The 24,641-nt window shown below is 62.2% G+C and carries 24 protein-coding genes, 4 tRNA genes, 1 pseudogene and 1 riboswitch; of the genes and pseudogenes, 14 read left to right on the forward strand and 15 right to left on the reverse strand.

What is annotated here, in order from left to right:
• Positions 1 to 2 precede the first annotated feature (2 nt).
• Positions 3 to 1,526, forward strand: a complete 1,524-nt coding sequence (locus BN1120_RS14275; RefSeq protein WP_042016605.1) for a GGDEF domain-containing protein — start codon at positions 3 to 5, stop codon at positions 1,524 to 1,526.
• Positions 1,516 to 3,084: an EAL domain-containing protein gene (locus BN1120_RS14280; RefSeq protein ID WP_042016606.1), complete on the forward strand. Its 1,569-nt coding sequence runs from the start codon at positions 1,516 to 1,518 to the stop codon at positions 3,082 to 3,084. Before BN1120_RS14275 ends, BN1120_RS14280 begins: the two co-directional genes overlap by 11 nt.
• Here the strand turns inward: BN1120_RS14280 and BN1120_RS14285 are convergent.
• A complete protein-coding gene (locus tag BN1120_RS14285) occupies positions 3,081 to 3,980 on the reverse strand; it encodes an AraC family transcriptional regulator (protein ID WP_042016665.1) in 900 nt (299 codons plus the stop codon). The two genes, BN1120_RS14280 and BN1120_RS14285, sit on opposite strands and share 4 nt — an antisense overlap.
• A gap of 116 nt (positions 3,981 to 4,096) precedes the next feature.
• On the reverse strand, positions 4,097 to 4,996 hold the full coding sequence (locus tag BN1120_RS14290) for a LysR family transcriptional regulator (RefSeq protein ID WP_042016607.1): 900 nt from the start codon (positions 4,994 to 4,996) through the stop codon (positions 4,097 to 4,099).
• Positions 4,997 to 5,096: 100 nt separating this feature from the next.
• On the opposite strand from BN1120_RS14290, the gene BN1120_RS14295 reads away from it, so the two are divergent.
• The 3 genes from BN1120_RS14295 to BN1120_RS14305 all read left to right on the forward strand — a co-directional run bounded on the left by BN1120_RS14295 (position 5,097) and on the right by BN1120_RS14305 (position 8,361).
• On the forward strand, positions 5,097 to 5,735 hold the full coding sequence (locus BN1120_RS14295) for an NAD(P)-dependent oxidoreductase (RefSeq protein WP_041211536.1): 639 nt from the start codon (positions 5,097 to 5,099) through the stop codon (positions 5,733 to 5,735).
• A gap of 347 nt (positions 5,736 to 6,082) precedes the next feature.
• Entirely contained in the window at positions 6,083 to 7,105 is a 1,023-nt protein-coding gene (locus BN1120_RS14300; protein ID WP_042016608.1) for an isopenicillin N synthase family dioxygenase, read from the forward strand.
• Between the two features lie 92 nt (positions 7,106 to 7,197).
• Complete coding sequence (locus BN1120_RS14305) at positions 7,198 to 8,361, forward strand: trans-sulfuration enzyme family protein (RefSeq protein WP_042016610.1); 1,164 nt, start codon at positions 7,198 to 7,200, stop codon at positions 8,359 to 8,361.
• A gap of 84 nt (positions 8,362 to 8,445) precedes the next feature.
• Here BN1120_RS14305 and folD read toward each other — a convergent pair whose 3' ends face one another.
• Positions 8,446 to 9,303 (reverse strand): bifunctional methylenetetrahydrofolate dehydrogenase/methenyltetrahydrofolate cyclohydrolase FolD, encoded by an 858-nt coding sequence (gene folD, locus BN1120_RS14310; protein ID WP_010674955.1) that lies wholly within the window; start codon positions 9,301 to 9,303, stop codon positions 8,446 to 8,448.
• 203 nt (positions 9,304 to 9,506) lie between these two features.
• Here folD and BN1120_RS14315 point away from each other — a divergent pair.
• The 4 genes from BN1120_RS14315 (at position 9,507) to katG (ending at position 12,514) form a co-directional block, all read left to right on the forward strand.
• Positions 9,507 to 9,583 (forward strand) — tRNA-Pro (locus BN1120_RS14315).
• 36 nt (positions 9,584 to 9,619) lie between these two features.
• Positions 9,620 to 9,696, forward strand: a tRNA-Arg gene (locus BN1120_RS14320).
• A gap of 46 nt (positions 9,697 to 9,742) precedes the next feature.
• Positions 9,743 to 9,818, forward strand: a tRNA-His gene (locus tag BN1120_RS14325).
• Between the two features lie 521 nt (positions 9,819 to 10,339).
• A complete protein-coding gene (gene katG, locus BN1120_RS14330; protein ID WP_042016611.1) occupies positions 10,340 to 12,514 on the forward strand; it encodes a catalase/peroxidase HPI in 2,175 nt (724 codons plus the stop codon).
• 114 nt (positions 12,515 to 12,628) lie between these two features.
• Here the strand turns inward: katG and BN1120_RS14335 are convergent, their stop codons facing one another.
• The 3 genes and pseudogenes from BN1120_RS14335 to BN1120_RS21610 form a co-directional block, all read right to left on the reverse strand.
• Positions 12,629 to 13,393, reverse strand: a complete 765-nt coding sequence (locus BN1120_RS14335) for a DeoR/GlpR family DNA-binding transcription regulator (RefSeq protein WP_042016613.1) — start codon at positions 13,391 to 13,393, stop codon at positions 12,629 to 12,631.
• A gap of 156 nt (positions 13,394 to 13,549) precedes the next feature.
• Positions 13,550 to 13,663, reverse strand: a pseudogene (locus BN1120_RS21980) (HAD hydrolase family protein); the annotation flags it as partial.
• Positions 13,664 to 13,672: 9 nt separating this feature from the next.
• Positions 13,673 to 14,152, reverse strand: coding sequence for a hypothetical protein (locus tag BN1120_RS21610; protein WP_197713276.1), 480 nt, complete (start codon positions 14,150 to 14,152; stop codon positions 13,673 to 13,675).
• 271 nt (positions 14,153 to 14,423) lie between these two features.
• Here BN1120_RS21610 and BN1120_RS14345 point away from each other — a divergent pair, with 271 nt between their 5' ends.
• Both BN1120_RS14345 and BN1120_RS14350 read left to right on the forward strand, forming a co-directional pair.
• On the forward strand, positions 14,424 to 14,750 hold the full coding sequence (locus tag BN1120_RS14345; RefSeq protein ID WP_042016614.1) for a hypothetical protein: 327 nt from the start codon (positions 14,424 to 14,426) through the stop codon (positions 14,748 to 14,750).
• Complete coding sequence (locus BN1120_RS14350) at positions 14,747 to 15,262, forward strand: phosphoribosyltransferase (RefSeq protein ID WP_042016615.1); 516 nt, start codon at positions 14,747 to 14,749, stop codon at positions 15,260 to 15,262. The genes BN1120_RS14345 and BN1120_RS14350 overlap by 4 nt, the downstream gene beginning before the upstream one ends.
• 216 nt (positions 15,263 to 15,478) lie before the next feature.
• Here BN1120_RS14350 and BN1120_RS14355 read toward each other — a convergent pair.
• A tRNA-Ser gene (locus tag BN1120_RS14355) sits at positions 15,479 to 15,566 on the reverse strand.
• Positions 15,567 to 15,814: 248 nt separating this feature from the next.
• On the reverse strand, positions 15,815 to 16,270 hold the full coding sequence (locus BN1120_RS14360) for a type III secretion system chaperone family protein (protein ID WP_160839247.1): 456 nt from the start codon (positions 16,268 to 16,270) through the stop codon (positions 15,815 to 15,817).
• Positions 16,271 to 16,425: 155 nt separating this feature from the next.
• On the opposite strand from BN1120_RS14360, the gene BN1120_RS14365 reads away from it, so the two are divergent.
• Positions 16,426 to 17,763, forward strand: coding sequence for a flavohemoglobin expression-modulating QEGLA motif protein (locus tag BN1120_RS14365; RefSeq protein ID WP_010674988.1), 1,338 nt, complete (start codon positions 16,426 to 16,428; stop codon positions 17,761 to 17,763).
• A gap of 70 nt (positions 17,764 to 17,833) precedes the next feature.
• Here BN1120_RS14365 and BN1120_RS14370 read toward each other — a convergent pair whose 3' ends face one another.
• Both BN1120_RS14370 and BN1120_RS14375 read right to left on the reverse strand, forming a co-directional pair.
• Positions 17,834 to 18,415 carry a thymidine kinase gene (locus BN1120_RS14370; RefSeq protein ID WP_010674989.1) on the reverse strand — a complete coding sequence of 194 codons (582 nt, stop codon included), beginning with the start codon at positions 18,413 to 18,415 and terminating at the stop codon, positions 17,834 to 17,836.
• An 85-nt stretch (positions 18,416 to 18,500) separates the two neighbouring features.
• Positions 18,501 to 20,081, reverse strand: coding sequence for a Na+/H+ antiporter NhaC family protein (locus BN1120_RS14375; protein WP_042016617.1), 1,581 nt, complete (start codon positions 20,079 to 20,081; stop codon positions 18,501 to 18,503).
• 87 nt (positions 20,082 to 20,168) lie between these two features.
• A riboswitch (Lysine riboswitch) is annotated at positions 20,169 to 20,340 on the reverse strand.
• A gap of 317 nt (positions 20,341 to 20,657) precedes the next feature.
• Here BN1120_RS14375 and BN1120_RS14380 point away from each other — a divergent pair.
• Positions 20,658 to 21,056, forward strand: coding sequence for an H-NS family histone-like protein (locus BN1120_RS14380; RefSeq protein ID WP_041215041.1), 399 nt, complete (start codon positions 20,658 to 20,660; stop codon positions 21,054 to 21,056).
• Positions 21,057 to 21,135: 79 nt separating this feature from the next.
• Here the strand turns inward: BN1120_RS14380 and BN1120_RS14385 are convergent, their stop codons facing one another.
• From BN1120_RS14385 to BN1120_RS14405, 5 genes are all read right to left on the reverse strand, one after another.
• Positions 21,136 to 21,699: a cob(I)yrinic acid a,c-diamide adenosyltransferase gene (locus tag BN1120_RS14385; protein ID WP_041211547.1), complete on the reverse strand. Its 564-nt coding sequence runs from the start codon at positions 21,697 to 21,699 to the stop codon at positions 21,136 to 21,138.
• Entirely contained in the window at positions 21,696 to 21,926 is a 231-nt protein-coding gene (locus tag BN1120_RS14390; RefSeq protein WP_042016618.1) for a DUF3820 family protein, read from the reverse strand. The genes BN1120_RS14385 and BN1120_RS14390 overlap by 4 nt, the downstream gene beginning before the upstream one ends.
• Position 21,927: 1 nt before the next feature.
• On the reverse strand, positions 21,928 to 22,599 hold the full coding sequence (queE, locus tag BN1120_RS14395; protein WP_042016667.1) for a 7-carboxy-7-deazaguanine synthase QueE: 672 nt from the start codon (positions 22,597 to 22,599) through the stop codon (positions 21,928 to 21,930).
• A gap of 61 nt (positions 22,600 to 22,660) precedes the next feature.
• On the reverse strand, positions 22,661 to 23,368 hold the full coding sequence (gene queC / locus BN1120_RS14400; RefSeq protein WP_042016620.1) for a 7-cyano-7-deazaguanine synthase QueC: 708 nt from the start codon (positions 23,366 to 23,368) through the stop codon (positions 22,661 to 22,663).
• A gap of 22 nt (positions 23,369 to 23,390) precedes the next feature.
• Entirely contained in the window at positions 23,391 to 24,044 is a 654-nt protein-coding gene (locus BN1120_RS14405; protein ID WP_197713275.1) for a tRNA-uridine aminocarboxypropyltransferase, read from the reverse strand.
• On the opposite strand from BN1120_RS14405, the gene rrtA reads away from it, so the two are divergent.
• Complete coding sequence (gene rrtA, locus BN1120_RS14410; RefSeq protein ID WP_225159972.1) at positions 24,010 to 24,588, forward strand: rhombosortase; 579 nt, start codon at positions 24,010 to 24,012, stop codon at positions 24,586 to 24,588. The genes BN1120_RS14405 and rrtA overlap by 35 nt on opposite strands.
• The last annotated feature ends 53 nt before the right edge of the window (positions 24,589 to 24,641 follow it).

Consider the following 24,641-nt stretch of genomic DNA (forward strand, 5'->3'; position numbering starts at 1 on the left):
CTATGAATGAGACCGCCCACCAAAATCTGCACTGCGATACCCAGCTCAACGTCACCTTCGGAGTCATCATCCTGACCCTGCTTATCGCCCTGATGGCCGTCAGTGTCAGCATCCGGACCTCTGCCGAGCGCAAATACCACAAGGTGGCGGCCATGTTCGTGCACAACATGGCGACCCAGTCCATCGAGCCACAGTTCAAGTCACTGGAGCATGTCCTCAACGAAACGGGCAGTGTCATCGATGAATCAGGCCTGGATGCCTTCCTCAATGAGGATCACACGCCCCTTGGCCTCTCCCTGATGCAAACGTTGGCGCTCACCCCCTATGTGAAGAGCATCCTGCTCGCCGATCCGCAGGGGCGGTTCAACTCAGTCCCTCATCTGCCGGTCGGGGAGCACTTTGATGCCAGGGAGCGCCCCTGGTTTCTCGCGGCCGCCGTACGAACCCTCTTCGTGCACTACACCGACCACTACACCAGCAAGTTCGATGACAAGAGCCGCAGCGTCTCCGTCTCCCGCCCCCTGCTCGACAGGGAGGGGTTCTTCCTCGGTACCCTGGCCATGAACGTGGATCTCGAGCAGATGAGCTATCCCCTGCGTCAGCTCATGAGCCCTCTCAAGGGGGAGTTCTACCTGGTCGATCGGGCGGGCGACATCCTGCTGCATTCGGATGTGGGGAACCTGTTTCGCCATCGCGTGGACCGCCGGCTCATCGAGCAGATGACCAACGGCGCCGACCACCTCTTCGATGCAAAGCGCCAGACCCACCTCTACTACCACTCCTTCTCCAACCCGGACTGGTTCGTCATCTATGCCGTCAGCGATGCCAGGTTCAAGGAGGTAAGCAGCAGCGAGTCCCACCAGCTCCAGATCACCCTGGTGGGCTGCATGCTGATCTGCCTGCTCTGCTGGTGGTCCTTGCGTCATGTGCTCAGCAAGATGATTTTCGAGATCATCGCCCTGATGCGCGCCGGACGCATCCACCCGGGCAAACCAGGGGATCAGTTGCGCCAGGAGATCCAGAGCGGCCATCGCCAGATGCTGGAAGCCGTGGAGGCGTCCAACACGGATGCCCTGACGGGTCTGTGCAATCGCCGCTGCTTTGACAAGGCACTCGACGACCAGCTGATCGCCGGCCGCCCTTTCTGCCTGGGGTTGATCGATCTGGACAACTTCAAATCCATCAATGACACCCACGGCCACCCGGTCGGTGACGACGTCCTGCGGGCGGTGGCCCGGGAAGGGCGGCAGATTGCAGGCCAGGAGGCCACCCTCTACCGCTACGGCGGCGAGGAGCTGGCCATCATCATTCCCGGGGATGACAGCACCAGAGCACTGACGATGCTCGAGCAGTGGCGCACCCAGGTGGCACAGCGACCATGGCGCGAACCGGACCTGGTGGTGACCTTCTCTGCCGGGCTGGGACTGTGGCGACAGGAGTCCGCCGAGCAACTGCTGACGCGGGTCGATCAGGCGCTCTATCAGGCCAAGGATGCCGGCAAGAATCGGGTGCACCATGCCGACTGATCCCCTGGCACAGCGTCTGCGTCTGGCCATCGTGCTCGGGTTCCTCTTGCTGGTCGGCCTCACCGCCCTCAACCTCCTGCAGGCGGCCAGCGGCCTTCGCAAGGACAACGCGCGCAGCCTGAACCATGCCCGGGCCATGATAGAGAGCGCCATCAACGACAGTCAGTCCCTGGTCGAGGCCGCCCGCCCCCTCGCCATGGGCCGCTGTCAGGATGAGCAACTGGCCCTGCGCGACCTCATCACCGCCTCCCCTTATGCGCGGGCACTCTATGTGCTGGAGGGGCAGCAACTGCGCTGTACCACCCTGCACAGGCCCATCCTCACCCGGGATATTCCTCGCGGCCCGGCGGGCAACCAGACGCTGATCCTCGCCAGACACAGCCCCATCACCGGGCAGACCGCCATCCTCTACCGTCAGCCATCCGGCGATCGCACCCTGCTGGTGGAGCTGGACGGCTTCCACATCTTCGGCGCCTTGCAGGCCGTGATGGGAGAGGACAACCTCTTCTTCCTCCTCGGGGACCAGGCCCTCGATGGCCATGGCAGGACCCTGCCCGCAGCCCGCCTGCTGGAAGGGGGACAACGTCTGCAACAGAGCGAGCCCACCGCTCATCCCTATCGCCTGGTGGCGCTCAACGGTTACAAGGAAGTGCTGGCGTTTGCCTGGGCGTACAACCAGGAGAACCTGCTTGCCGCCCCTGTGCTGGCGCTGTTGCTGGGGCTGCTCACCTTCTATCTGAGGGGGCGCAGCGGCTCCCCCCGCAGCGAGCTTGCCAGAGCCATGGCGGCCCGGGAGTTCATCCCCCACCTGCAACCCGTGATGGACAGGCAGGGGCGCCTGCGCGGTTGTGAAGTGCTGATGCGCTGGCGTCATCCCACACAAGGGATGATTGCCCCCAACCACTTCATTCCCCTCGCGGAGGAGTGCGGCTACATAGTACCCATGACCCGCCAGTTGATGGCCCAGACCCGGGATTATCTGGTCGGGGTGGCCGACAGGCTGCCCCCCGGCTTTCACGTCGCCGTCAATGTCTGCGCCCAGCACTTCAAAAACCGGGACATCGTCGCCGAGTGCCGCGACTTTCTTCGCGCCTTCCCGGGCCAGGATCTGCGCCTGGTGCTCGAGGTGACGGAGCGGGAGATGGTGGATGCGGACGAGCAGACCCGCGCCATCTTCGATGCCCTGGACGAGCTGGGCGTGCTCATCGCCATCGATGACTTTGGCACCGGCCACTCCAGCCTCTGCTATCTGCAGATGTTCCATGTGGACATCATCAAAATCGATCGCAGCTTTATCAAGGGAATGAAAGAGGAAGGCCCCTCCCGCCATATCGTCGAAAACATCCTGGATCTCGCCCATCGCATGGGGCTGGCTCTGGTCGCCGAGGGGGTGGAGACCCAGGAGCAGGTCGAGATGGCACGCCACTATGGCATCGACTACCTGCAGGGCTTCTACTTCGCCAAGCCGCTGCCACCGGCCCAGTTCACTGATCTCCTGGCCAGCGCCACACGCCCGGAGCCATCCCGGCGCCATGCCGAAATGAGCCTCCTTCCCTAACGGGGGGCGACGGGCAGCCAGTACTCCATGGTGGCGTCGGGCTGCTGGCCGTCAAAGCCGGGGGCATAGCGCTCCAGTTCGAAACCGTCCAGCCCCCGGTATGCCGACTCCGGCAGCCAGTGCAGGATGAACCAGTGCAGGCTCTCCCCCAGCTGGGCAATGGGTCCTTTGTGGGTGAGCACGGCATACTCCTGAGCCGGCACGTTGAGACTCGACAGGCCGGGGGGCGTAGGCGCCGTCGTGGCCACTCCGGCCCAGTAAGGCAGCCGCTCCCCTGCCCCCGACACATCCACCACCCCCAGCCACTCCCTCGACAAGCCCAGCGCCCCCGTCTCGCGCAGCGCTCGCCAGATGGCGGGCACCGTCTGCTGAAAATCCGGTGAGGCATCGAACAACCCCCGAATCGTGCCCCTGACCCCCAACAAGGTGAACGCCGGCAGGCTCTCTATGCGCACCTGCACCAGGTTGGGAGAGGCAGAGCGGGGGACCGCCGCCCGCACCAGGGGCGTGCGCAACCCCAGCCGCAGGGCCCGCTTGCGATACGCTAGCGGCGAGCAGCCAAATTGCTGCTTGAAGGCGCGGCTGAAACTCACTTCCGAGCCAAACCCGTGATCCAGCGCCACATCCAGCACCCGCAGCCGGGTGGAGAGCAGCGCCTCCGCCGCCATGCTCAGCTTCAGCTCGCGCACATAGTGAGCCACCGTCTGACCCGTCTCATGCAGGAATACCCGTTGCAACTGCCAGCGGGACCAACAGCTCTGCCGGGCCAGCGCCTCCAGGGAGAGCGGCTGATCCAGATTGGCATGGATGTAGTCGAGCACTCGCTCGATGCGGGTGAGGTGGGTGCGCGCCTCGGGTGCCGGCTCACGGAGTGGGTGGGGAGAAGTCGGTGTCATGATGCGCTTGAGACCACGCCAGCAGAGGGCGCTCTGGCCCGGGAGGGCCACATTAAACAGGGGTGTCGCGCCGACCGCAAGGCCGGCGCACCGCCTGGCTATTCATCCCGCCCCGCTCAGGGTAGACGGCTCTGGCCATGCTCGGCGAAGTGGCTGCGAAGGGCGCTGATCACCCGCCGCACCTTCTCCGGGATCTCCCGCTGGGGGGTGATGGCATGGATCTCCATGGGAGGGGCCAAAAAGCCCGGCAGCAGCACGAGCAACCGACCGGTGGCGAGATCTTCTTCTATTTCACCTTCCGGTTGCAGCGAAATCCCCTGCCCTGCCAGGGTGAACTGGCGCAGGGGCAAGACGTTGTTGCACAGCACCCTGGGCTTGGGCTTGATCTTGTGGGCCTCCCCCTTCTCGTCCAGCAGCAGTATCCCGCCCCCCAGCATGTCCGAGGCCAGCCAGTCGTGGGCCAGCAGATCTGCCGGGCTGCGTGGCGTGCCCTTGCGTGCCAGATAGGCGGGCGAGGCACACAGCAGCATCCGGGTCTGACCCAGCCTGCGGGCAACCAGGGTGGAATCTTCAAGCGTGCCGACCCGCAGCGCCACGTCGATGCGATCCTTGATGAGATCCCGCTTCTCGTCGTCGGCAATGATCTGGATGCCCAGGCCGGGGTGAGCCTGCAGCAGCGGCGAGAGAGCCCGCGCCAGGGGCTGGCCGGCCATCCCCACCGGCGCGGTGATCCGCACTTCTCCGAGCAGGCTGTCGCGCACCTCCGAGAGGCGCAGCTCGGTGTCGTTCAGGGTCTGCTGCAACGACTGGCAGCCCTGCCACACCACCTCCCCCGCCTCGGTCAGGCTGAGGCGGCGGGTGGAGCGGTGCAGCAGGGGCAGACCGAGCTGGCTCTCCAGTTGACTGATATGCTGGCTGACGGCGGACGGGGTCATGCCGAGGGCCTTGGCGGCGCCGGTCATGCTGCCCGCCTCCACCACGGCGGCGAAGATGGCGTAGCGTCTGAGCTGATCCATTATGAAGCCCTGCTTACAAGTGAATGCAATTTTAAGTGGATTATTAAATCATACTCGGGGGCGTAGGATAGCCCCATTCCCACAGTGAAGGAGAATTCCCATGAAGATTGCCCTCATCGGTGCCAGCGGTTTTGTCGGTTCAGCCATCCTCCAGGAGGCCGTCAGCCGCGGTCATCAGGTCACCGCCATCGTGCGTGACGTGAGCAAGGTCGCCGCTCACCCGCAAGTCACCGCCGTGGCGGTGGACGCCCAGGACAGCCAGGCACTGGCCAGGGTGCTCAAGGGGCACGATCGGGTGATCAGTGCCTACAACCCGGGCTGGAGTGCCCCGGACATCTACGATCAGTACCTCAAGGGGGCCAGCGCCATCGTAGCCGCCGCCGTCGCAGCCAACAGCTGGCTGCTGGTGGTCGGCGGTGCCGGCAGTCTGGAAATCGCCCCGGGCGTGCAGCTGGTGGACACCCCGGAGTTCCCGGCAGAGTGGAAGCAAGGGGCCCTCGCGGCCCGGGATGGTCTCACCGCCCTTCGCCGGGAAACCACCCTCGACTGGCGTTTCGTCTCCCCACCCGTGTTCCTCGAACCCGGCGAGAAGCGCGGCGGTTACCGCCTTGGCACGGATCAGGTGCTGTTCAGCGGCGAGCAGCCCGCCGGGATCACGGTCGGCGATCTGGCGGACGGGGTGCTGAACGAGGCGCAAGCACCGGCTCACCTGCGCCAGCGTTTCACCCTGGGTTATTGAGGAAAGGCGCGCCAGCAACCCTTCCCATGACAGTCACACGGAGGGAGGCGGATGCCTCCCTCCGCCTTTTCTCTCCCGCGTCTATCCCGTCACGCCAATGTCGCTCTCACCCGGTACGGCAGATCGCCGCCTGAGCCGCCCGTTGCTCGTTCCATTCGCTCAAGTCCGAATTCCATTTCGAATTTTGTATATAACTAAGAATATTTTATTGCTTCCACCTTATAACCTCGAACAGTAGCATCACCCTCAACCCAAACGGCGCCACTCAAGAAGAGTGCGCCCCGGTTTCGCAACACCCCGCACGCCGGGGCACGCAGACCCCGTTCACGGAAAGTGAGGAGATGCCCATGACCACCCCATCATTGCCGATCATCGATCTCGCCGCCCTCAAGGGCACCCCGGCTGCACGCAGCCAGATGCTGACGCAGCTTGGCCAGGCCGCCCGCGAAGTGGGCTTTTTCTATCTGGTGGGCCATGATCTGAGCGAATCGGCGCGCCAGGAGACCCTGGCGCTCGCCGCCCGCTTCTTCGCCCTGCCACTTGAAGAAAAACTGGCGGTGCAGATGGTCCACTCCCCCCACTTTCGCGGCTACAACCAGGTGGGGGCAGAGCTCACCCGGGCACGGCCGGATCTGCGGGAGCAGTTCGATATCATGAACGAGGCCCAGGCCCTGCCTGTGGCGCACATTCGTGAACCCTGGCAGCGCCTCATCGGCCCCAATCAGTGGCCCGCCGCCCTGCCCGAGATGAAAACACGTCTGCTGGCATGGCAGGATCGACTGAGCGACATCACCCTCACCCTGCTGGACGCTTTCGCAGAGGTGCTGGGGCAGCCCGCCGGCGTATTTGACGAGAGCATTCGCGGTGCCCCCTACCAGCACATGAAGCTCATTCACTACCCCAGACAACCCGAAGGCAGCAGTGGTCAGGGGGTAGGTGCCCACAAGGATCCCGGCTACCTGACCCTGGTGATGCAGGACGATCACTCCGGGCTCGAGGTGGAGACGGCGGATCGCTGGATCCCCGCGCCCCCCTTGCCGGGCGCCCTGGTGGTCAACATCGGTGAGCTGCTGGAGCTCGCGTCCGACGGCTACCTCAAGGCCACCCTGCACCGGGTGGTGAGCCCCCCTCCCGGGGTATCGCGCCTCTCCTGCGCCTTCTTCATGGCGGCAAGGCTGGATACGACTGTGCCACTGCTTAGCCTCTCCCCCGAGCTGGCGGCGCTGGCCGAAGGGCCCCAGAGCGATCCCGCCAACCCGCTCTTTTATCAGGTGGGGGAGAACGTGCTCAAGGGGAGGCTGCGCTCCCACCCGGATGTGGCGGCCCGCCACTATGCAGGCGAGCCGCAGCGCGAGCCAGCGCTAGTCTGACAACCCGCTACACCACATGAGAAAAGGGGCGCGACGGCGCCCCGGATAACACAAGCAGTCGGGCAACGACCTGACAATGACGGAGTACAAAAATGAAATTCAAGACCATGAGCGTACACAGCGGCCAGCGGATCGACCCCCAGACCGGAGCCCTCACCACCCCGCTCTACCAGAGCAGCACCTTCAGCTACTTCAACGCCCAGGCGGGCAAGGAGCGCTTCGCAGGTCAAGCCCCCGGCTTCATCTACAGCCGCTTTGGCAACCCCACCACCGCCGAACTGGAGCAGAAGCTGGCAGCCCTCGAAGGTGCAGATGAGGCACTGGTGGTGGCCAGCGGCATGGCGGCGGTGAGTGCCATCATGTATGCCCTGGCCGACAGCGGTGATGAAGTGGCCTATATCGGCCCCCTCTACGGCGGCACCGATGCCTTCCTCAAGCAGACCTTCAGCCGCGCCGGCATCAAGATCACCGCCTACGAGAGCGATCAGGCGCTGCTGGCCAACATCCGCCCCGCCACCAAGGTGGTACTCTTTGAAACCCTTACCAACCCCACCCTCAAGGTGGTGGATCCGCGGGTGGTGGTGGAGGCGGCCCGCAAGGTGGGTGCCATCACGGTGTGTGACAACACCTTCCTCACCCCCTATCTGCTGCGCCCGCTGGAGCTTGGCATCGACATCGTCATGCACAGCGGCACCAAGTACCTGGGCGGTCACGGCGACATCATCGCCGGGGTGGTGGCGGGCTCTCACGCGCTGATGAAGTCGATTCGCACCGTGGCCCTCAAGCACATCGGCTCTCCCATCGGCCCCCAGGAGGCCTACCTGCTGCAACGGGGGGTCAAGACCCTACCCCTGCGCATGGATGCCCACCTGCACAACGCCCAGAAGGTGGCCGAGTTCCTGGATGCCCACCCGGCGGTGAAGAAGGTGATCTACCCGGGCCTTGCCAGCCATCCGGGCCACGATGCCCTCGGCGCCTTCGCCAGCGGCTTTGGCGGCATGGTGAGCATCGAGCTGGAGGGCGGGTTTGAGCGCTGCGCTACCCTGCTCGACAACCTGCAACTCTTCGTGCAGGCGGTGAGCCTCGGCGATCTCGAGAGCCTCGCCTGCCATCCGGCCAGCACCACCCACGCCGCCATGGACGAGGCGAGCCGCCTCGCCGCCGGGGTCAATGACGATCTCCTTCGATTCAGCATCGGGGTGGAAGACACCGACGATCTGATTGCCGATCTGGCCGCCGCCCTGGCCCTTCTCTGATATCCAGTGGCGATCCGGGGGAGTGACGCAATAAAAAAAGGGAAGACAATGCCTTCCCTTTCTCTTTTCTGCCCGTCGCCCTCATCAGGCGTCGTGGTAATCCTGGCAGGCGCTCAGGGTGTTCTCCATCAGGCTGGCGACCGTCATGGGGCCCACGCCCCCCGGTACCGGCGTGATGAAGGCGGCGTGATTGCGCGCGGTCTCATACTCCACATCTCCCACCAGGGAGCCGTCCGCAAGGCGGTTGATGCCCACGTCGATCACCAGGGCACCGGGTTTGACCCACTCCCCCGGAATGAAGTTGGGCTTGCCCACCGCCACCACCAGCAAGTCGGCCCGGCGCACCTGGGTCTCCAGATCCTGGGTGAAGCGGTGACAGGTGGTGGTGGTGCAACCGGCCAGCAGCAGCTCCAGCGTCATGGGGCGCCCCACGATGTTGGAAGCCCCGACCACCACCGCATGCAGACCATGGGTCTTGACGCCGGTGGTCTCGATCAGGGTCATGATCCCCTTGGGGGTGCAGGGTCGCAGCGCCGGGATCCGCTGGGCCAGACGACCCACGTTGTAGGGATGGAAGCCATCAACGTCCTTGTCGGGACGAATGCGCTCCAGCACCTGGGTGGTATCGCAGTGAGCCGGCAAGGGCAACTGCACCAGGATGCCGTCCACTTCCGGATCCTCGTTGAGCTGGTCGATCAGGGACAGCAGCTCCGCTTGTGTCGCCGTGGCGCTGAGATCATAGGAGCGGGAGACAAATCCCACCTCTTCACAAGCGCGACGTTTGCTGCCCACATAGACTTGGGAGGCCGGATCCAGCCCCACCAGGATCACCGCCAGACCCGGTGCCCGTTTCCCCTGCGCCAACCGCTGTTGGACTTGCGCGGCGACCTGATTGCGAATCGTTTGCGCAACCTGTTTTCCATCAATGATTTTGGCAGACATCGTTCTTCACTCACCATGTGTTCAACTGCGGCGCATTGTCGCATTTTTTTGGCGCGGGTGTTAGCGGCTCTCGCAGGGAGGGCAATAAGTAGGCACTTGAATTTACTGGCGGAAAAAGTCATTGACGCTGACTTTGGCGCTTGGGTATGATGCCCGCCCGTTGCCCAGTGGTGCCGCCGAAGGTATGCTGGATGGCGAATTTTCGGTGATTAGCGCAGCCCGGTAGCGCATCTGGTTTGGGACCAGAGGGTCAAAGGTTCGAATCCTTTATCACCGACCAGGTTCATCGGGAAATCCCCGGATTTCTTGATACAACGCGCCCTTAGCTCAGTCGGATAGAGCAACGGCCTTCTAAGCCGTGGGTCGCAGGTTCGAATCCTGCAGGGCGCGCCATCGATACAGATGAGTTTGATTGCTGTATCGAAGGCAGATTTCAGTGGTGGCTGTAGCTCAGTTGGTAGAGTCCCGGATTGTGATTCCGGTTGTCGTGGGTTCGAGCCCCATCAGCCACCCCATTATTCCCCTCCAGGCTGGGATCAGCCTGATGAGACAGCAGCACGCTGTCTGTTTGGACCGGCCACTGGCCGGTCTTTTTGTTTCTGCGCCGCCCGCTTTTTGGCGCAACGCCCCCACCCCATCCTCTGGCGCTCGGCGCCCCGCTCAGGACGCAGTCCGGACCGCCGTCACAAAAATGGGGTTTTCTACCCCGCTCAAGACACGCCCTCCCCATGCCATGACCCAGCGCAAGTCCAGGTCTGATCCCTCGTGTTATGGATAAAAAGATTGATAACACGGCTGCCAGGGCGCTCCTTCCTTCTCTTATCCCTTGTCCAGGAGCAGCCAAATTCGATGGCACCGATTCATCTTTTCGTAATACGGTCATCCCATCCTTAATCAATTAGCTGAAATATAAGGAGTTATTGATAAACCCCCGATGCCGGTCCAAGGCCCAGCCTGTCACATGCCCCGCCGGTTGCAGGAAAAGTTCCCATACTGAGTTGTCTGCATTGCACATGACTGCCAAGGAGAGACAGAGATGAGTGAAGAAAGCAAATGCCCCTTCAACCACACCGCCGGCGTCGGCAGAACCAATCGAGATTGGTGGCCGAACCAGTTGCGGCTGGATCTGCTGCATCAGCATTCCCCCGGCGCCGATCCCATGGACAAGGACTTTGACTACGCCAAGGCCTTCGCGAGCCTGGATTACAAGGCACTCAAGAAAGATCTGGTCAAGCTGATGACGGATTCCCAGGAGTGGTGGCCGGCGGACTTCGGTCACTACGGCCCCCAGTTCATCCGCATGACCTGGCATGCTGCGGGCACCTATCGCACCACCGACGGTCGCGGTGGCGGCGGCCGTGGCCAACAGCGCTTCGCCCCCCTCAACAGCTGGCCTGACAACGTCAACATCGACAAGTCCCGTCGCCTGCTCTGGCCCATCAAGCAGAAATACGGCAACAAGATCTCCTGGGCCGATCTGCTGATCCTCGCCGGCAACGTCGCCCTGGAGACCATGGGTTTTCGCACCTTCGGCTTTGGCGGTGGGCGGCCCGACGTGTGGGAGCCGGATCAGGACGTCAACTGGGGGGATGAAATTGCCTGGCTCGGGGTCGATCCCGATCGGGTCAAGGGCGATCGCGAGCTTACGGCCCCCTTCGGTGCCACCCACATGGGCCTCATCTACGTCAACCCGGAAGGGCCCAACGCCAGCGGCGATTACATGGAGGCGGCCAAGGACATCCGTTCCACCTTCGGTCGCATGGCCATGAACGATGAAGAGACGGTCGCCCTTATCGCGGGCGGCCACACCTTCGGCAAGGCCCACGGCGCCGCGCCCGAATCCCACAAGGGGCCAGAGCCGGAAGCCGCGCCTCTGGAGGCCCAGGGCCTCGGCTGGATGAGCGACTTCGGCAGCGGCCATGGCAAGGACACCGTCTCGAGCGGGCTCGAAGTGACCTGGACCAAGACACCGGCCCTGTGGAGCAACAACTTCTTTGAAAATCTGTTCAACTACGAGTGGGAGCTGACCAAATCGCCAGCCGGCGCCAAGCAGTGGGTGGCCAAGGATGCCCCGGAGATCATTCCCGATGCGCACATCCCGGGCAAGTTCCACAAGCCGACCATGCTCACCACCGACCTGACCCTGCGCTTTGACCCCGAGTTTGGCAAGATCTCCCGCCACTTCTACGAGGATCCGCAGGCCTTCGCCGATGCCTTTGCTCGCGCCTGGTTCAAGCTGACCCACCGCGACATGGGCCCCATCGCCCGCTACCTGGGGCCGGAAGTACCCAAAGAGGAGCTGATCTGGCAAGACCCCATCCCCGCCGTCAATCATCCCCTGATCGATGACAAGGACGTGGCCCTGCTCAAGGAGCAGATCCTGGCGACCTCCCTGTCCGTGGCCGAGCTGGTGTCGACCGCCTGGGCCTCCGCGTCCACCTTCCGTGGCTCTGACAAACGCGGTGGCGCCAACGGTGCCCGCATCCGGCTCGCCCCGCAAAAGGATTGGGCCGTGAACCAGCCTGCCCAGCTTGCGAAAGTGCTTCAGGCCCTCGACGGGATACAGCAGACCTTCAACGCTTCCGCCACCGGCGGCAAGAAGATATCCCTGGCCGATCTCATCGTCCTAGCGGGCGGCGTGGGGGTCGAGCAGGCCGCGAAGAGAGCCGGTGTCGCCGTGACCGTGCCCTTCACTCCGGGCCGGATGGATGCCTCCCAGGCCCAGACCGATGTGGACTCCTTCGCGGTGCTCGAGCCCCTCGCAGATGGATTTCGCAACTACGCGGGCGAGTGCGCGGGCTTCGCGGAGACCATGCTGATCGACAAGGCGCAGCTACTCACCCTAAGTGCCCCCGAGATGACGGTACTGGTGGGCGGCATGCGGGTGCTCGGCACCAACGCGGGCAACTGCCACGGGGTCTTTACCGCCGCCCCGGGCACCCTCTCCAACGACTTCTTCGTCAACCTGCTCGACATGGGCACGGAGTGGAAGCCGGCGGCGGGCAGCCAGGGAGTCTATGAAGGCCGTGATCGCCAGAGCGGCAAGGTGAAGTGGACCGGAACCCGGGTCGATCTGGTGTTCGGTTCCAACTCCCAGCTGCGCGCCCTGGCAGAGGTCTACGCCAGTGCGGATGCCAAGGAGAAGTTCGTGAAGGACTTCGTGGCGGCCTGGACCAAGGTGATGAACCTAGATCGCTTCGATCTCGCCTGATGACGCTGGCAGGTGCCCCGTTCCCGACGCCCCGGGAACGGGGCGTTTTTTATGGGCTGCTTCCAGCCCCCGGCCTCTCCCCGCTCTTCTCGCGGCGGCGCAGCCTGCCCGGCGTCAGCCGGCGGTGATGACGGTGCAGCCCTCCCCTTCGAACGTCTTGACCAGGACCGGATCCTGCCGGGTGCAGATCAGGTAGTCGAGATCCGCAGCGTGCAGGAAGGGGTAGGAGGCCAGGGACTCCAGCTTGTCGTCATTGCACAGCACCGCCAGCGAGCCGCAACGCTCCGCGACCCGGCGCTTGAACTCGCTGTCCTGGTAATGCACGGCGCTGAAGCCGAGATCCGAGGACCAGGCACAGACCCCCAGGAAGCCGAGGTCGAAGCGGAACTTTTTGATGCCCTCGGCCGCCGCGATGTCGACGGCCCCGCCGACCAGCGGATCCTGCTCGCCACCGATGAGGATGGTCCTGATGCCGGGTCTCTCCAGCAGCCGGCAGGCGATGGCCGGGCTGTTGGTCACCACCGTCAGACCCTGGTGTTCCGGCATGAGGGAGGCCAGTAGCAGGTGGGTGCTGCTGGCATCCAGGAAGATCAGCTGGTTCGGTTTGACCAGGCTCAGGGCGGCCACGGCCAGGGCCTGCTTCTGCGCCACATGCTGGGTACTGCGTTCGGTCAGGGTCCCCGTCTGGGGCGACAGGGAGATGGCGCCACCGTGAATGCGCTTGCAGCGCCCCTCATCGGCCAGATAGCGCAGATCCCGCCTGATGGTCGCCTCCGTGGTGCCCAGCGGCTCCGCCAGCTCCGCCGCCATCACTTTGTGGTGCGCGGCCAGCAGATCCAGAATGAGGAGCCGTCGCTCCTCCGGTGAATACTTGTCCATGGTGTTCTCTTGTAATGGCCGGGCGATCACCGCCCGTCCCCTCTCACGCTCCCTGCCGCTGCAGTGCGAGCAGTTGCAAGATGGTGTGCATGACGGCGTCTTCATCGTTCGAGCGGGTGATGAAATGGGCGGCATCCTTGGTCCGTCGTGGCCATTGCGCATGGCGAAACTGAAGTCGGCGCACGCCATCAGCTCGATGTCATTGAGCCCGTCGCCAAAGACCAGGGTCTCATGGCGACCGGCGCCGACCAGCTGCTGCAACCTGGCCACCGTTGTCCCCTAGTGCACGCCGGCATTGGCGATGTCTATCCACTGCTTGTCGGACGCCACTATGCAGGCTTCGTTATCACACTCGCCAAGCTGGCCCCGCAGATCCAGGCAGCGGCCCTGCTTGTCATAGACGGTGATCTTCACAACGTCCGCGGTGATGTCGCCAAAATCGGCGACCGTCTGCACCTGGGTGTAAGAGCGGCGCACCAGGGCTTTCAGATGATCCTGCACCGCCTCCCGGATCGCCGCACAGGCCGCCGTGCAGGCGATGACGATATGCTCGCCCGGCAGACGCGCCAACCGACGGATGATGGCCAGGCCCAGGGCATTACCCAGCAGCGACTGATAGACGTAGCGCCCCTGGTGCTTGATGCGGGTGGCGCTGTCTCCCAGGATCCAGAAATTCGCGCTCTGCGCCCCCAGCCGCGCCTCGACCCGATCGACCTGTTTTCCCGTGCAGGGCGCAAAATGTATCCCCTGCTGCGCCATGGCGGCAACCACCTCGGCGAACAGGGCTCGGTTGTTATCCCCCCTGCTATATGAGGAAGGTGCCGTCCATGTCCGTGATGATGAGTTTGATCATGCTGTTACCTCGGATGTATGCATTCTGATCGCGGTCATCATATCGCCACAATGAACACACACAAACAAATACAAGAACATTTTTGTTCATATGAACTCAAAATGATCATAGCATGACCTCCTCGCTCGGAGGATCCCAGGCACAGCCCCTCCTTCGATTGTCATCCAAGGAGACCCCATGTTGTCCACACTCTCCAGCCGGCGGCCCCGGGGTGAGCGGCTCGCCACCCGAGCCACCTTCTTCTGCTCGGGCTTTGCCACGGCGGCCTGGGCCTCCATCATCCCCTTCGTCAAACTGAACGCCCAGATAAGCGACGCCACCCTAGGCTATGTCGGGGTGCTCTCCAGCCCCGCCCTGGTCGGCTTTGTCGCCGACGCCTTCGGTCTGCCGGCTGCCCTCCACGGCGTCGTTTTGCTGATGGTGCTGGCCCTGCTCCTCAGCAGAGGCGTGGGGCTGGCACCCCGGGCCATCCCTCTTTCTACAACCTGTCAGGAGCTGCCATGAGAAACCCTGTTTTCGGCGACGTGGTATTGAAAACCGAGGACATTGCGCTCGGCGTCGAGGTCATCGCCAAACGGCTCAACGAGCGATTCACGGAGGCGGTGGTGATCACCGTGGTGCCGGGCGGCATGCTGTTTACCGCCGATGTCGTCAGGGCGCTGCGCTTTGATGTCGCCATGGATTACATCTCCTGCCCCCACACTCCGGGGGAGCGCCACAATGCCTCTCCCATCGTCTTTCACGACAATGTCGGCATCCAGGGCAGAGACGTCATCCTGATGGACGACGCCATCGAATCGGGCGGTACCATGAGGCGGCTGGTCGCGCACCTGCAGGCGTTCGCGCCACGCTCGCTGTCCATCGCGACCCTGTTTGTCAAACCGGGGCGCGTGGCGATCCCCGCCGAGCAGTTTTATGCCTATGAGATGACGAGCGATGACCTGCTGGTGGGCTACGGCCTGCCCTGGGAGCACAAGTACCGGAATATCCCCTATGTCTCCAGGTTGAAGAGATAACGGGACGGGGCAAGGTTAGGGAGCGATAAACCGATCAGGATAAACCTGACAGCAAGAGAGGCATTGACCAGACCATGTCCCGGTGTCGCCCGGTGTACGGCCTATGCCACTCCAGCAGAGCTAGTCCACCCGCCTGTCGATACCGGGTAGAGACCAGATTGCCGGTTACCGGAAAAACAAAAGGCCCCGTCTTGCGACGGGGCCTTTTGTTTTATTTGGCGGTGAGGGAGGGATTCGAACCCTCGATACGTTGCCGTATACACACTTTCCAGGCGTGCTCCTTCAGCCACTCGGACACCTCACCAAATTTTTACTGCTTGAAGTGGCTTTCGGAGCGCGCTGCGCGTGCATCTTGCCGACTTCGTCGGTGGGCAGCCTCTCGGATACCGCACCAAATTTCGGTCTGTGGTTTAACGTGTTCAGCCAACACGGTGTTCGCTGCGCCGTTGCGCTGGAACGGGGCGTAATTTAGGGGAAAGCCCCGCCGCCGTCAACGGCTTTTTAGCCGCAGCGAACCGTTCGCACATTAAACGCACAGTTCCGGTGCTGAGGTCAGTGCACGGATTCCGGTGCGACCTGGATTTCCGGCAGATTGAGGAAGCCAAGGCGTTCACATTCGGAAACCACTTCATGGGTGGCTGCCGTGGTGCTTTCAACGAACAGCAGGAACTGCTCGACGGTGAGACCCGCCTTGGTAAAGACGGTGTGACCCACGACGAGGCGTGGCAGGTTGTCATCGATGATGTCGAGGAACACCTTGAGGGACGGATATTGCATGTTGAGACGACCCAGTTCGGCCACCAGGGGCAGCAGCGATGAGGGGCGCACCTCCAGCTCGGATGAGAACAGCAGCCCTTCCTCTTCCACGAAGATCCGGCTCTCCTGGATGCCCTCGACGGACTGCAGGGAGACCATGTGGATGCCATGACACTGATCGCACACATAGTGCTCGATCCGGGCCTGTTGCAACCAACGCATTATCATTTCAGAGCTGGGGATATTCATCATTTTCACGACACGGTAGAGATCAAGGGGCGCAGTCTAAACCAATTTTCAGACAACCAAAAGCACACAGGCCGGATCCCCGTCGTCTCGCTTCTTTTTGACAGGCCCTGTGCCTATACTCAGCCATTCTCGTAGCGCACTCGCCTCCAAAGAGCCCGATGACCATCCAAGAAAAGTATCGCCTGCACCTCAAATCCCTCTCGGATGAACTGCTCGCCCTGCAAAAACCCATCCGCATCCTGGATGCCATCAAATGGCCCCGTCACCTGCAAAGCGACTTTCTGGCAAGTGGCGGCAAGGCACTGCCCGCCATCGACAGGCACTTCTATGAATCCCTCCCCCTGGGGTTCGATCCCCGCAACAAGTACCTTGAGCTCAAGGAGCTGAGGGACAGGATCCGCCGGCGCCTCGGCCCCCAGGACGATCTCGGCCGGATCCTGCAAGAGACGGTGGATCAGTACATGGTGGTCATCGAGATGCTGCGCCAGCGCGGGCAGCCTGACTTCCAGCGCTACAGTCAGCGGCTCTACGGCTCGGCAAGCGATCACCTGCGCGGGGATCGCAAGACCCTGAAGGAGCTGGGGGCCAGATTGTGCGACATCTTCTCCCTGCCCGGCGCCCGCCATCTGGTGCGCCCCTACCCCAAGGAGTTCGAGGGGGAAGCCGCGGTGGCGAGGTTGCAAGGCAAGCTGTCTAGCTACTTCAGCGACGGCACAGTCCAGGTCAAGCTCAGCGATGGCATCGTCTCCGATGCCGCCGCCGGGGGGGATTACATCAAGCTCAACTCCCACGCCCGTTTCTCGGAGCTCGATCTGCAGGTGCTGGAGGTACACGAAGGCTGGGTTCACGTCGGCACCACCCTCAACGGCCGCCAGCAATCTTACGCCACCTGGCTCGGCGCCGGCTCTCCCCGCATCACCGCCTGTCAGGAGGGGTTGGCAGTGCTCATCGAGACCCTCACGTTCAGCTCCTTCCCGGACAGGGCCAAGCGCATCTCGGATCGGGTCATGGCCATCGACATGGCGGAGCGTGGCGCCGATTTCATCGAGGTGTTCCGCCACTTCGTGGCCAAGGGGGCCAGCGAGCACGACGCCTACAAGATCACCCAGCGGGTGTTTCGCGGTGGCATGGTCGAGGGGGGCGCCTGCTTTACCAAGGATCTCTCCTATGTGAAGGGCTATGTGGAGACGGTTAACTTCATTCGCAGCGCCGTGCTGGAGGGGGTGCCGGAGATCCTGCCCATGCTGTTCGTCGGCAAGGTGACCCTGGACGACATTCCCGTGCTCTATCAGCACTATCTGGAGGGGCTCATCGACGCTCCCCGCTACCTCCCTCCCATGTTTCGCGACCTCACCGGGCTCTACGTCTGGTTCGGCTTCGCTTCCGGCATGTCCCTGGTGGACATAGGCCGGGTACAACAGCATTTTCGCCAGCTCTTCCACCGCCTGCCGGCGGCCGACCCCATCATCGCCCCCGTCGACATCGAGATCGACTGACCCCCACAGACAAAGAGGGCGCCAGATGGGCGCCCTCTTTGGTGTCCAGGCTGCACGAGCCAGCCACGGGTTACTTGAAGGCCCGTCCTTCCAGATAGTGCTTGCGGCAGAGCGACACATAGCGATCGTTGCCGCCTATCTCCACCTGCTCACCGTCGCGCATCACCTGCCCCGCCTCGTTGACCCGCGAGTTCATGTGGGCCTTGTTGCCGCACCAGCAGATGCTTTTTAGCTCCTCGAACTTGTCCGCCAGACAGAGCAGGTGGTAGGAGCCGGGGAACAGCTCGCCACGAAAATCGGTCTTGAGACCATAGGCAATCACCGGAATGTCCTGCTCGTCGACGATGCGGGCGAGCTGGTAGACCTGCTCACGGGTCAGGAACTGCGCCTCGTCAACGATGAAGACATCGATGTGCCGCTTTGCGTGGCGCGCCTTGACCATCTCGAAGAGATCGCAGCTGTCGCTGAACACCTCCACTTTCAGCTCAAGACCGACCCTGGCACTGATGACGCCGGCACCGAAGCGATCGTCGATGGCGGGCGTCATGGCCAGCGGATACATGCCACGCTCCAGATAGTTGAAGTGGGCCTGGATGAGCTGGGTCGATTTGCCTGAGTTCATGGTGGCAAATTTGTAGTGCAGTGAAGCCATGATGGGGTTCCGAAACGGGAGTGATGGGGCGCATGCTAACCAAAGCCCCTGCCAAAACCAAGGGGCCCGCAGGCCCCTTGTTCTCTTATGCGACTGCCACGGCGCTATACGCCCGGGCTTTGCGCAAATGGTAACCGGAGAAGATCAGGAACCAGAGCCCGCTCACGGTGAAACCGGCCAGCGCGGAGTGCATCAGCCCCATCACCAGGTAGCCGAGCGCAGCGCCAAAGGCGATGGCCAGGGCATAGGGCAGCTGGGTCATCACGTGATCGATGTGATGGCAACCGGCCCCGGTGGCAGACAGGATGCTGGTGCTGGAGATGGGGGAGCTGTGATCTCCGAACACGGACCCTGCCAGTACGGCGGCCAGCATGGGCAGCATCAGACTGATGTCGCTGGCGGCCGCCATGTCGCCGGCGAGCGGCAGCATGATGCCGAAGGTGCCCCAGCTGGTGCCGGTGGCAAACGCCATGGCGCAGGAGAGCACGAAGACCACGGCGGGCAGCACTTCCACCGGCAGATTGCCATTGGCCAGGGAGGCCAGGTATTTACCGGTTTCCACATCGCGCACCACGGCGCCGATGGTCCAGGCGAACAGCAGGATGTTGATGGCGGGCAGCATGGCCATGATCCCCTGCGGAGCCGCCTTCATCCAGTTGCTTGCACCGAGCTTGAGGCGCATGGCCAGACCGATGGAGACCACCAGGCTGCACAGGGCGCCATAGACCAGGGAGGAGCCGACATTGGTGTTCTCGAAGGAGCCGAGCACGCTGAACGGCAGCCCCTTGTCGGCCAGCACCGCAGCCCCGGAGTCAATCATGAAATAGACGGTGGTCAGGGTGAGGGTCAGGATGGGCAGCACCATGTCAATCATGCCGCCATTGCTCTCCTCCGGGCTCTCCATGTCGAGCCCGATGGGGCGCCCCTTGGACTCGTCCCACAGCTTGCCCTCCAATGCCCACTGCTCATGCTGACGCATGGGGCCTATGTCGAGCTGGAAGGCGATCACCACCAGCACCATGATCAGGGTGAACACCGCATAGAGGTTCATGGGGATCATTTCGACGAAGGCGGAGATGGGGCTCTGGTCGGTCAGACCATGAGCCGCCATGATGCCGCCGACGAGGGCGATGATGTAGGCCCCCCAGGAGGAGATCGGCATCAGCACGCAGACCGGCGCGGCGGTGGAGTCCAGCAGATAAGCCAGCTTGGCGCGGGAGATCTGGAAGCGATCGGTCACCGGACGGCAGATGGCCCCCACCGACAGGCTGTGGAAGAAGTCATCGATGAAGAAGGCGAACACCATCAGACCGGTCAGGGACTTGGCACCCTTGCGGGTCTTGGCGCGGCGCTCCGCCCACTCGGCAAACGCCCGGGTCGCACCGGAGACGCTCATCAGGCTGATGAGGCCGCCCAGCAGCAACATGAAGAGGATCATGTTGACGTTGTCACGGTTGAGCGCACCGTCGACCCAGAAGATCCTGAGCACGGTGTCGAGCATGTAATGCAGGGACGCAAGGGGAGAGAACTGGTTGAGCAGCAGGCTGCCTGCGACTATGCCCACCCCCAGCGACACCAGGACGCGGCGAGTGATGATCGCCAGCGCAACGGCCAGCAGGGGGGGAACGACGGACCAACCGGAGTCGGCGTAATGAACGATGTCCATGATCTCTTTGCACCTAAAGACAACAGGTGGAGATCTACCGAGAGGATCAAAGAAACAAAACCCATGGGGAGGGTATACTCCTCAGCCCCTTCAGGTAGCGCTCCATAGTGGATGACTATGGCAGTCCTGCACCTATTAGATGCAGAACCAGCAACCCGGTATGATGGCCTGGTCACTTCGGCGCCGACTCCTTTCATCGAGCATCGCAGGCATCACCCTCCGCTCGGTTACTCATAGGCAGCGCGCCTCTACTTAAAGGTATTCGCGGCACATTTTATCGAGCCGCCGGGTGATAGCAAGTTTTTTGATTAAATTTCAAGGTTTCTGTGGCCCCCATATCTGTAAAGGTAGTCAAATGGTTCATCAAAGACTCCGCTGGCGATATTTTCATCTGACATGAATCCATTCGAAGATGTTGGCCCATCAAACGGATAAAAATATCCTTCATACCTATTTCAAGACTTAATTTATCAGCCTAATTAATTATTTTGGCAGGCTTGACTTGGTGCCAATCACCCCTATAAATTATCGAAAAACCAGTTCTTCCCTTAATATTTTGCTCGCGTGGTAGCCAATATGAACGAATTTCTGAAAGTGCTGTTGAATATCCGTAGCCTGCGTGCAGCTTGCCGCGATTTGACGCTGGAACAACTGGAAGAAGGCTTGGAAAAGCTCTCCGCCATCGTCGATGAACGTCGGCAAGATGAATCCGCCGAACGCCAGGCCCGTGAAGAACATCAAAAGAAAATTGCCGAATATGCCGAAATGCTGAAGGCCGCAGGGATCGATCCCGCCGAATTGGTCAACACCGTGGTGCCCGAGAATACCAAGGTCAGCAAACGTGCGCCCCGCCCCGCCAAATATCGTTATCTGGACAATGGTGTGGAAAAAACCTGGACCGGTCAGGGCCGCATGCCCTCGGTCATTGCCAAGGCCGTTGCTGAAGGCAAATCCGTGGAAGCCTTTGCTATCTGACAGCAATATCAGACCCCTTTCCACAGCAATAAAAAAACCTCGCAAGGCGAGGTTTTTTTATTGCTGCTTCGTGCGGTGGTCAGCCTCTGTCAGCCGCCTTGACCCAGAGGATCTCCGGGGTACCCGACGATACCAGCAGGTATCTGGCGATGGTGAAAAACCAGTCGCTCAGCCGGTTGAGGTAGGGCAAAACGGCCGGATTCACCCGCTCTACGCGGCTCAACCCAAGCAGCAGGCGCTCGCAGCGACGGGTCAGGGTACGCACCACATGTGCCTGGGCCGCCGCCCGCGAACCGCTCGGCAAAATAAAATTGCGCAGCACCGGCAACCCGGCACTGTAGGCATCGATCTGTTGCTCGAGCCTGTTCGTCCAAGCCTCGTTCACCTGCCACAGCGTATCCGTTTGTGATTCACTGGAAAATGCCAGCTCCCCCCCCAGATCAAACAGCTCCTGCTGCAACAATATGAGATCGGCCAGGAGAGTCGTCTCCCCGGCGGGTATTTCAGCCATCAACAAGCCTATTTGGGAATTCAGCTCGTCGATGGCGCCATAGGTCTCGACACGTTTATCGTCTTTGGCCAGGGAAGTGCCATCGGCCAGTCGCGTGAGCCCCTTGTCCCCTTGCCTTGTATATATTCTCATTCTGACATCCTGTTAATAATGGGAATAATCATGGACTCGAGTCCATTGAGCTTTATCTCGTAGGCCAGTGCCAGAGACTGGCCCAGGGTACCGGCCGGAAAACCGCTTCGCGCCAGCCATACCAGATAGGGCTCGGGAATATCGATGATGCGCCGCCCCTTGTATTTCCCGTAAGGCATCTTGCTGGCCAGCGTCAGCAAGATGCGCTCATCGCTGAGTCCATCCATATCAATCGATATTCAGGTATTTATGGGTCTGGATGGAGAGTCGCCAGTTACGGGCGATGCAGGTTGCCATGGCCAGCTCCGTGGCCCTGGCTTTCTGGCTGATGGGTTGCAGCGCAATCATCACATCGGGGCGCAGCCGGGCGGTGGCCAGCAGGGCATCCAGCTCCTCGATATGGTGCTCGGTGGCCACCGGGTGCTTGATCTCGTTGGCCCGCTCGAGGGCAGAGACCAGCACCGGCAACCCACCCTTCATGCCGATCTTGGGGGAAACAGTCACCCAGGTCTGCTCATGGGTCAGCACCTCGCTGGTCCCGCTGGTTTCGATCTGCACCTGATAACCCGATGCCACCAGGGCCGAAGAGAGCTCGCGCAAGTCGTAGAGGCAGGGCTCACCACCGGTCAACACCACGTGACGGGCCCGGTAACCGAGCCGGGTAAAGCTGGCCAGAATATCTTTCGTGCTCATCTTGCTCCAGCCGTCGGACTCATTGGAACGATCGAGCACCTCGCCAGGGGCCACCTCACGCTCGGGGTCCACCACCCAGGTGTGGCGGGTATCGCACCAGGGGCAGCCCACCGGGCAGCCCTGAAGGCGAACGAAGATGGCGGGCAGGCCGGTAAATACCCCCTCCCCCTGGATGGTCTGGAAGATCTCGTTGATTGGGTAGTGCATCTTGGTCACGACTTGCTGCAAAAGGGGCGGATTATACCCCAAACCCGGGCTAGGCACAGGCTCAGGATCCGCTTTTCTCGCCCAGTCCGCTCTTCTCGTACAGTCTGGCACGGATGCCGGTCTTGTCAGCCAGATAGTGATCCAGGCCACGGCGACGCAGCTCGCAGGCCGGACAGGCCCCGCAACCATCTCCCTGGACACCGTTGTAGCAAGTGAGCGTCTGGTGACGCACGGTATCGAGGTGACCGTAATGATCCGCCAGCGCCCAGGTTTCGGCCTTGTCGAGCCACATCAGGGGGGTTTCGAAGCAGATGGGGCGATCCAGCCCCAGGGAGACCGCCTGATTGAGCGCCTTGACGAAGTCGTCGCGGCAATCGGGATAGCCGGAAAAGTCGGTCTCGCACACCCCGGTGATCACGGCCTCGGCGCCCACCTGATAGGCATAGATGGCCGCCAGGGTCAGGAACAGGATGTTGCGTCCCGGCACGAAGGTGTTGGGCAGGCCGTTCTCCTGAAGCTCGAAGCTCACCGGTATGTCGTCCCGGGTCAACGCAGAGATGGCCAGCTCCCCGAGCATGGTCACATCCATTACCTTGTGGGCGGCGATCCCGAGCGCCGTCGCCAGATGGCGGGCGGTGTCAATCTCCGCCCGATGGCGCTGGCCGTAATCGAAGGTGATGGCATGCACTTCGTCATAGCGGGCCTGTGCCTGCACCAGACAGGTGGTGCTGTCCTGCCCGCCACTGAAGACCACGACGGCTTTTTTCATGTTTTTCACTCCTCTGGGCAACTCAACGGCGGCGGCCTTGTGCAAAGTCATGCCACTGCCGGTTCAAATGGGTAAACAGGGTCATCAGCGGGGCGAAGCGCTCAGGCTCTCCTTCCCACCGGGACAACAGATGGTAGCCCGCTTCCAGGGTGGACAGTGCCTCCTCAAAGGGCTTCTTGCGAATGGAATATTGCCCGGCAATGGCGCCGAGGGTGATCCGCGGCAACCCGAGCAGTGCAGGCGAGCTGTGCAACATGCGATAGGCTTTGCGCCAGGTGCCATCGAGGAGGATGAAGTGGGCTCGCACGGTGCGCCCACTCCTCAGGAGATGCTCCCTTGCCTCTATCAGGGTCAGGGCCTCCTCATCGGGCCACAGCAAATAGCACTGGACAGCGGGGTCAGCAAGCAGGGCATTGAGCCCTTCATCGTCGGAAAAGTCCTCCCCCACATGGATGCGCACATCGGACAGGGACGCCGCCAGCAACGCAGCCGTCCCCTTGGGGTGACCTACTTCGGCAGGGTGTTGCAGGATATGGAGCGCAGCCAGGTTCGGCACACGCTGAATATAATCGCACAGGCACGCTTTGAGGGCCCGGGTACAGCGTGTACAGTATCGGCTCTCTTTGTCGTTGGGCTGCTTCATGTTGTCAGGAAAATCGGGTCTGCTCTGGGTCATCGCGCTTTCGCTCGTCACTGCCTTGCTCTTTTTCACCGTGCCAAATCATCAGCTCGCCTTCGATCGCGACCTGATCGCCCAGGGCGAAGGGTGGCGCATCATAACAGGCAATCTGGCACACACCAATGGATGGCATCTGCTGCTCAACCTGAGCGGTCTGGCCGTGCTCTACAGCCTGTTTCAGGAGTACCTGACGGGATGGCGCCTGCCCGTGCTGCTGCTGCTGCTGGGGACGGCGGTCGGACTCGGCATCTGGTGGGGCTGCCCGCAAACCCAGTGGTACATGGGACTCTCCGGCCTGCTGCACGGCTTGTTCGTATGGGGTGCCATGCAGGACATCCGCTTTCGCCGTCACTCCGGCTGGCTGATGCTGGCGGGCGTCGCCATCAAGCTCGGTGTGGACTTTTACAGTGCCGGCGAGAGCCCTGTCTCCGCCTTGATCGGTGCCCGGGTACACATCGAGTCACACTTCATCGGCGCTCTCGCCGGCCTGCTGCTAGGCCTCTTCCCCATTCGTCTGGACGCCCAGACCGTCCACTCCTGAGCTCCCCATAGGCAAAGCCAGCCCACGGCCAAAATGCAGCAGGCCGGATCTGG

The sequence above is a fragment of the Aeromonas caviae genome, assembly GCF_000819785.1.
Lineage (GTDB): Bacteria > Pseudomonadota > Gammaproteobacteria > Enterobacterales > Aeromonadaceae > Aeromonas > Aeromonas caviae.

Coding starts and splice junctions, on each gene's coding strand:
- BN1120_RS14275 (WP_042016605.1), top strand. CDS start 3: ATGAATGAGACCGCCCACCAAAATCTGCACTGCGATACCCAGCTCAAC.
- BN1120_RS14280 (WP_042016606.1), top strand. CDS start 1,516: ATGCCGACTGATCCCCTGGCACAGCGTCTGCGTCTGGCCATCGTGCTC.
- BN1120_RS14285 (WP_042016665.1), bottom strand. CDS start 3,980: ATGACACCGACTTCTCCCCACCCACTCCGTGAGCCGGCACCCGAGGCG.
- BN1120_RS14290 (WP_042016607.1), bottom strand. CDS start 4,996: ATGGATCAGCTCAGACGCTACGCCATCTTCGCCGCCGTGGTGGAGGCG.
- BN1120_RS14295 (WP_041211536.1), top strand. CDS start 5,097: ATGAAGATTGCCCTCATCGGTGCCAGCGGTTTTGTCGGTTCAGCCATC.
- BN1120_RS14300 (WP_042016608.1), top strand. CDS start 6,083: ATGACCACCCCATCATTGCCGATCATCGATCTCGCCGCCCTCAAGGGC.
- BN1120_RS14305 (WP_042016610.1), top strand. CDS start 7,198: ATGAAATTCAAGACCATGAGCGTACACAGCGGCCAGCGGATCGACCCC.
- folD (WP_010674955.1), bottom strand. CDS start 9,303: ATGTCTGCCAAAATCATTGATGGAAAACAGGTTGCGCAAACGATTCGC.
- katG (WP_042016611.1), top strand. CDS start 10,340: ATGAGTGAAGAAAGCAAATGCCCCTTCAACCACACCGCCGGCGTCGGC.
- BN1120_RS14335 (WP_042016613.1), bottom strand. CDS start 13,393: ATGGACAAGTATTCACCGGAGGAGCGACGGCTCCTCATTCTGGATCTG.
- BN1120_RS21610 (WP_197713276.1), bottom strand. CDS start 14,152: ATGGCGCAGCAGGGGATACATTTTGCGCCCTGCACGGGAAAACAGGTC.
- BN1120_RS14345 (WP_042016614.1), top strand. CDS start 14,424: ATGTTGTCCACACTCTCCAGCCGGCGGCCCCGGGGTGAGCGGCTCGCC.
- BN1120_RS14350 (WP_042016615.1), top strand. CDS start 14,747: ATGAGAAACCCTGTTTTCGGCGACGTGGTATTGAAAACCGAGGACATT.
- BN1120_RS14360 (WP_160839247.1), bottom strand. CDS start 16,270: ATGATGAATATCCCCAGCTCTGAAATGATAATGCGTTGGTTGCAACAG.
- BN1120_RS14365 (WP_010674988.1), top strand. CDS start 16,426: ATGACCATCCAAGAAAAGTATCGCCTGCACCTCAAATCCCTCTCGGAT.
- BN1120_RS14370 (WP_010674989.1), bottom strand. CDS start 18,415: ATGGCTTCACTGCACTACAAATTTGCCACCATGAACTCAGGCAAATCG.
- BN1120_RS14375 (WP_042016617.1), bottom strand. CDS start 20,081: ATGGACATCGTTCATTACGCCGACTCCGGTTGGTCCGTCGTTCCCCCC.
- BN1120_RS14380 (WP_041215041.1), top strand. CDS start 20,658: ATGAACGAATTTCTGAAAGTGCTGTTGAATATCCGTAGCCTGCGTGCA.
- BN1120_RS14385 (WP_041211547.1), bottom strand. CDS start 21,699: ATGAGAATATATACAAGGCAAGGGGACAAGGGGCTCACGCGACTGGCC.
- BN1120_RS14390 (WP_042016618.1), bottom strand. CDS start 21,926: ATGGATGGACTCAGCGATGAGCGCATCTTGCTGACGCTGGCCAGCAAG.
- queE (WP_042016667.1), bottom strand. CDS start 22,599: ATGCACTACCCAATCAACGAGATCTTCCAGACCATCCAGGGGGAGGGG.
- queC (WP_042016620.1), bottom strand. CDS start 23,368: ATGAAAAAAGCCGTCGTGGTCTTCAGTGGCGGGCAGGACAGCACCACC.
- rrtA (WP_225159972.1), top strand. CDS start 24,010: ATGTTGTCAGGAAAATCGGGTCTGCTCTGGGTCATCGCGCTTTCGCTC.
- BN1120_RS14405 (WP_197713275.1), bottom strand. CDS start 24,044: ATGACCCAGAGCAGACCCGATTTTCCTGACAACATGAAGCAGCCCAAC.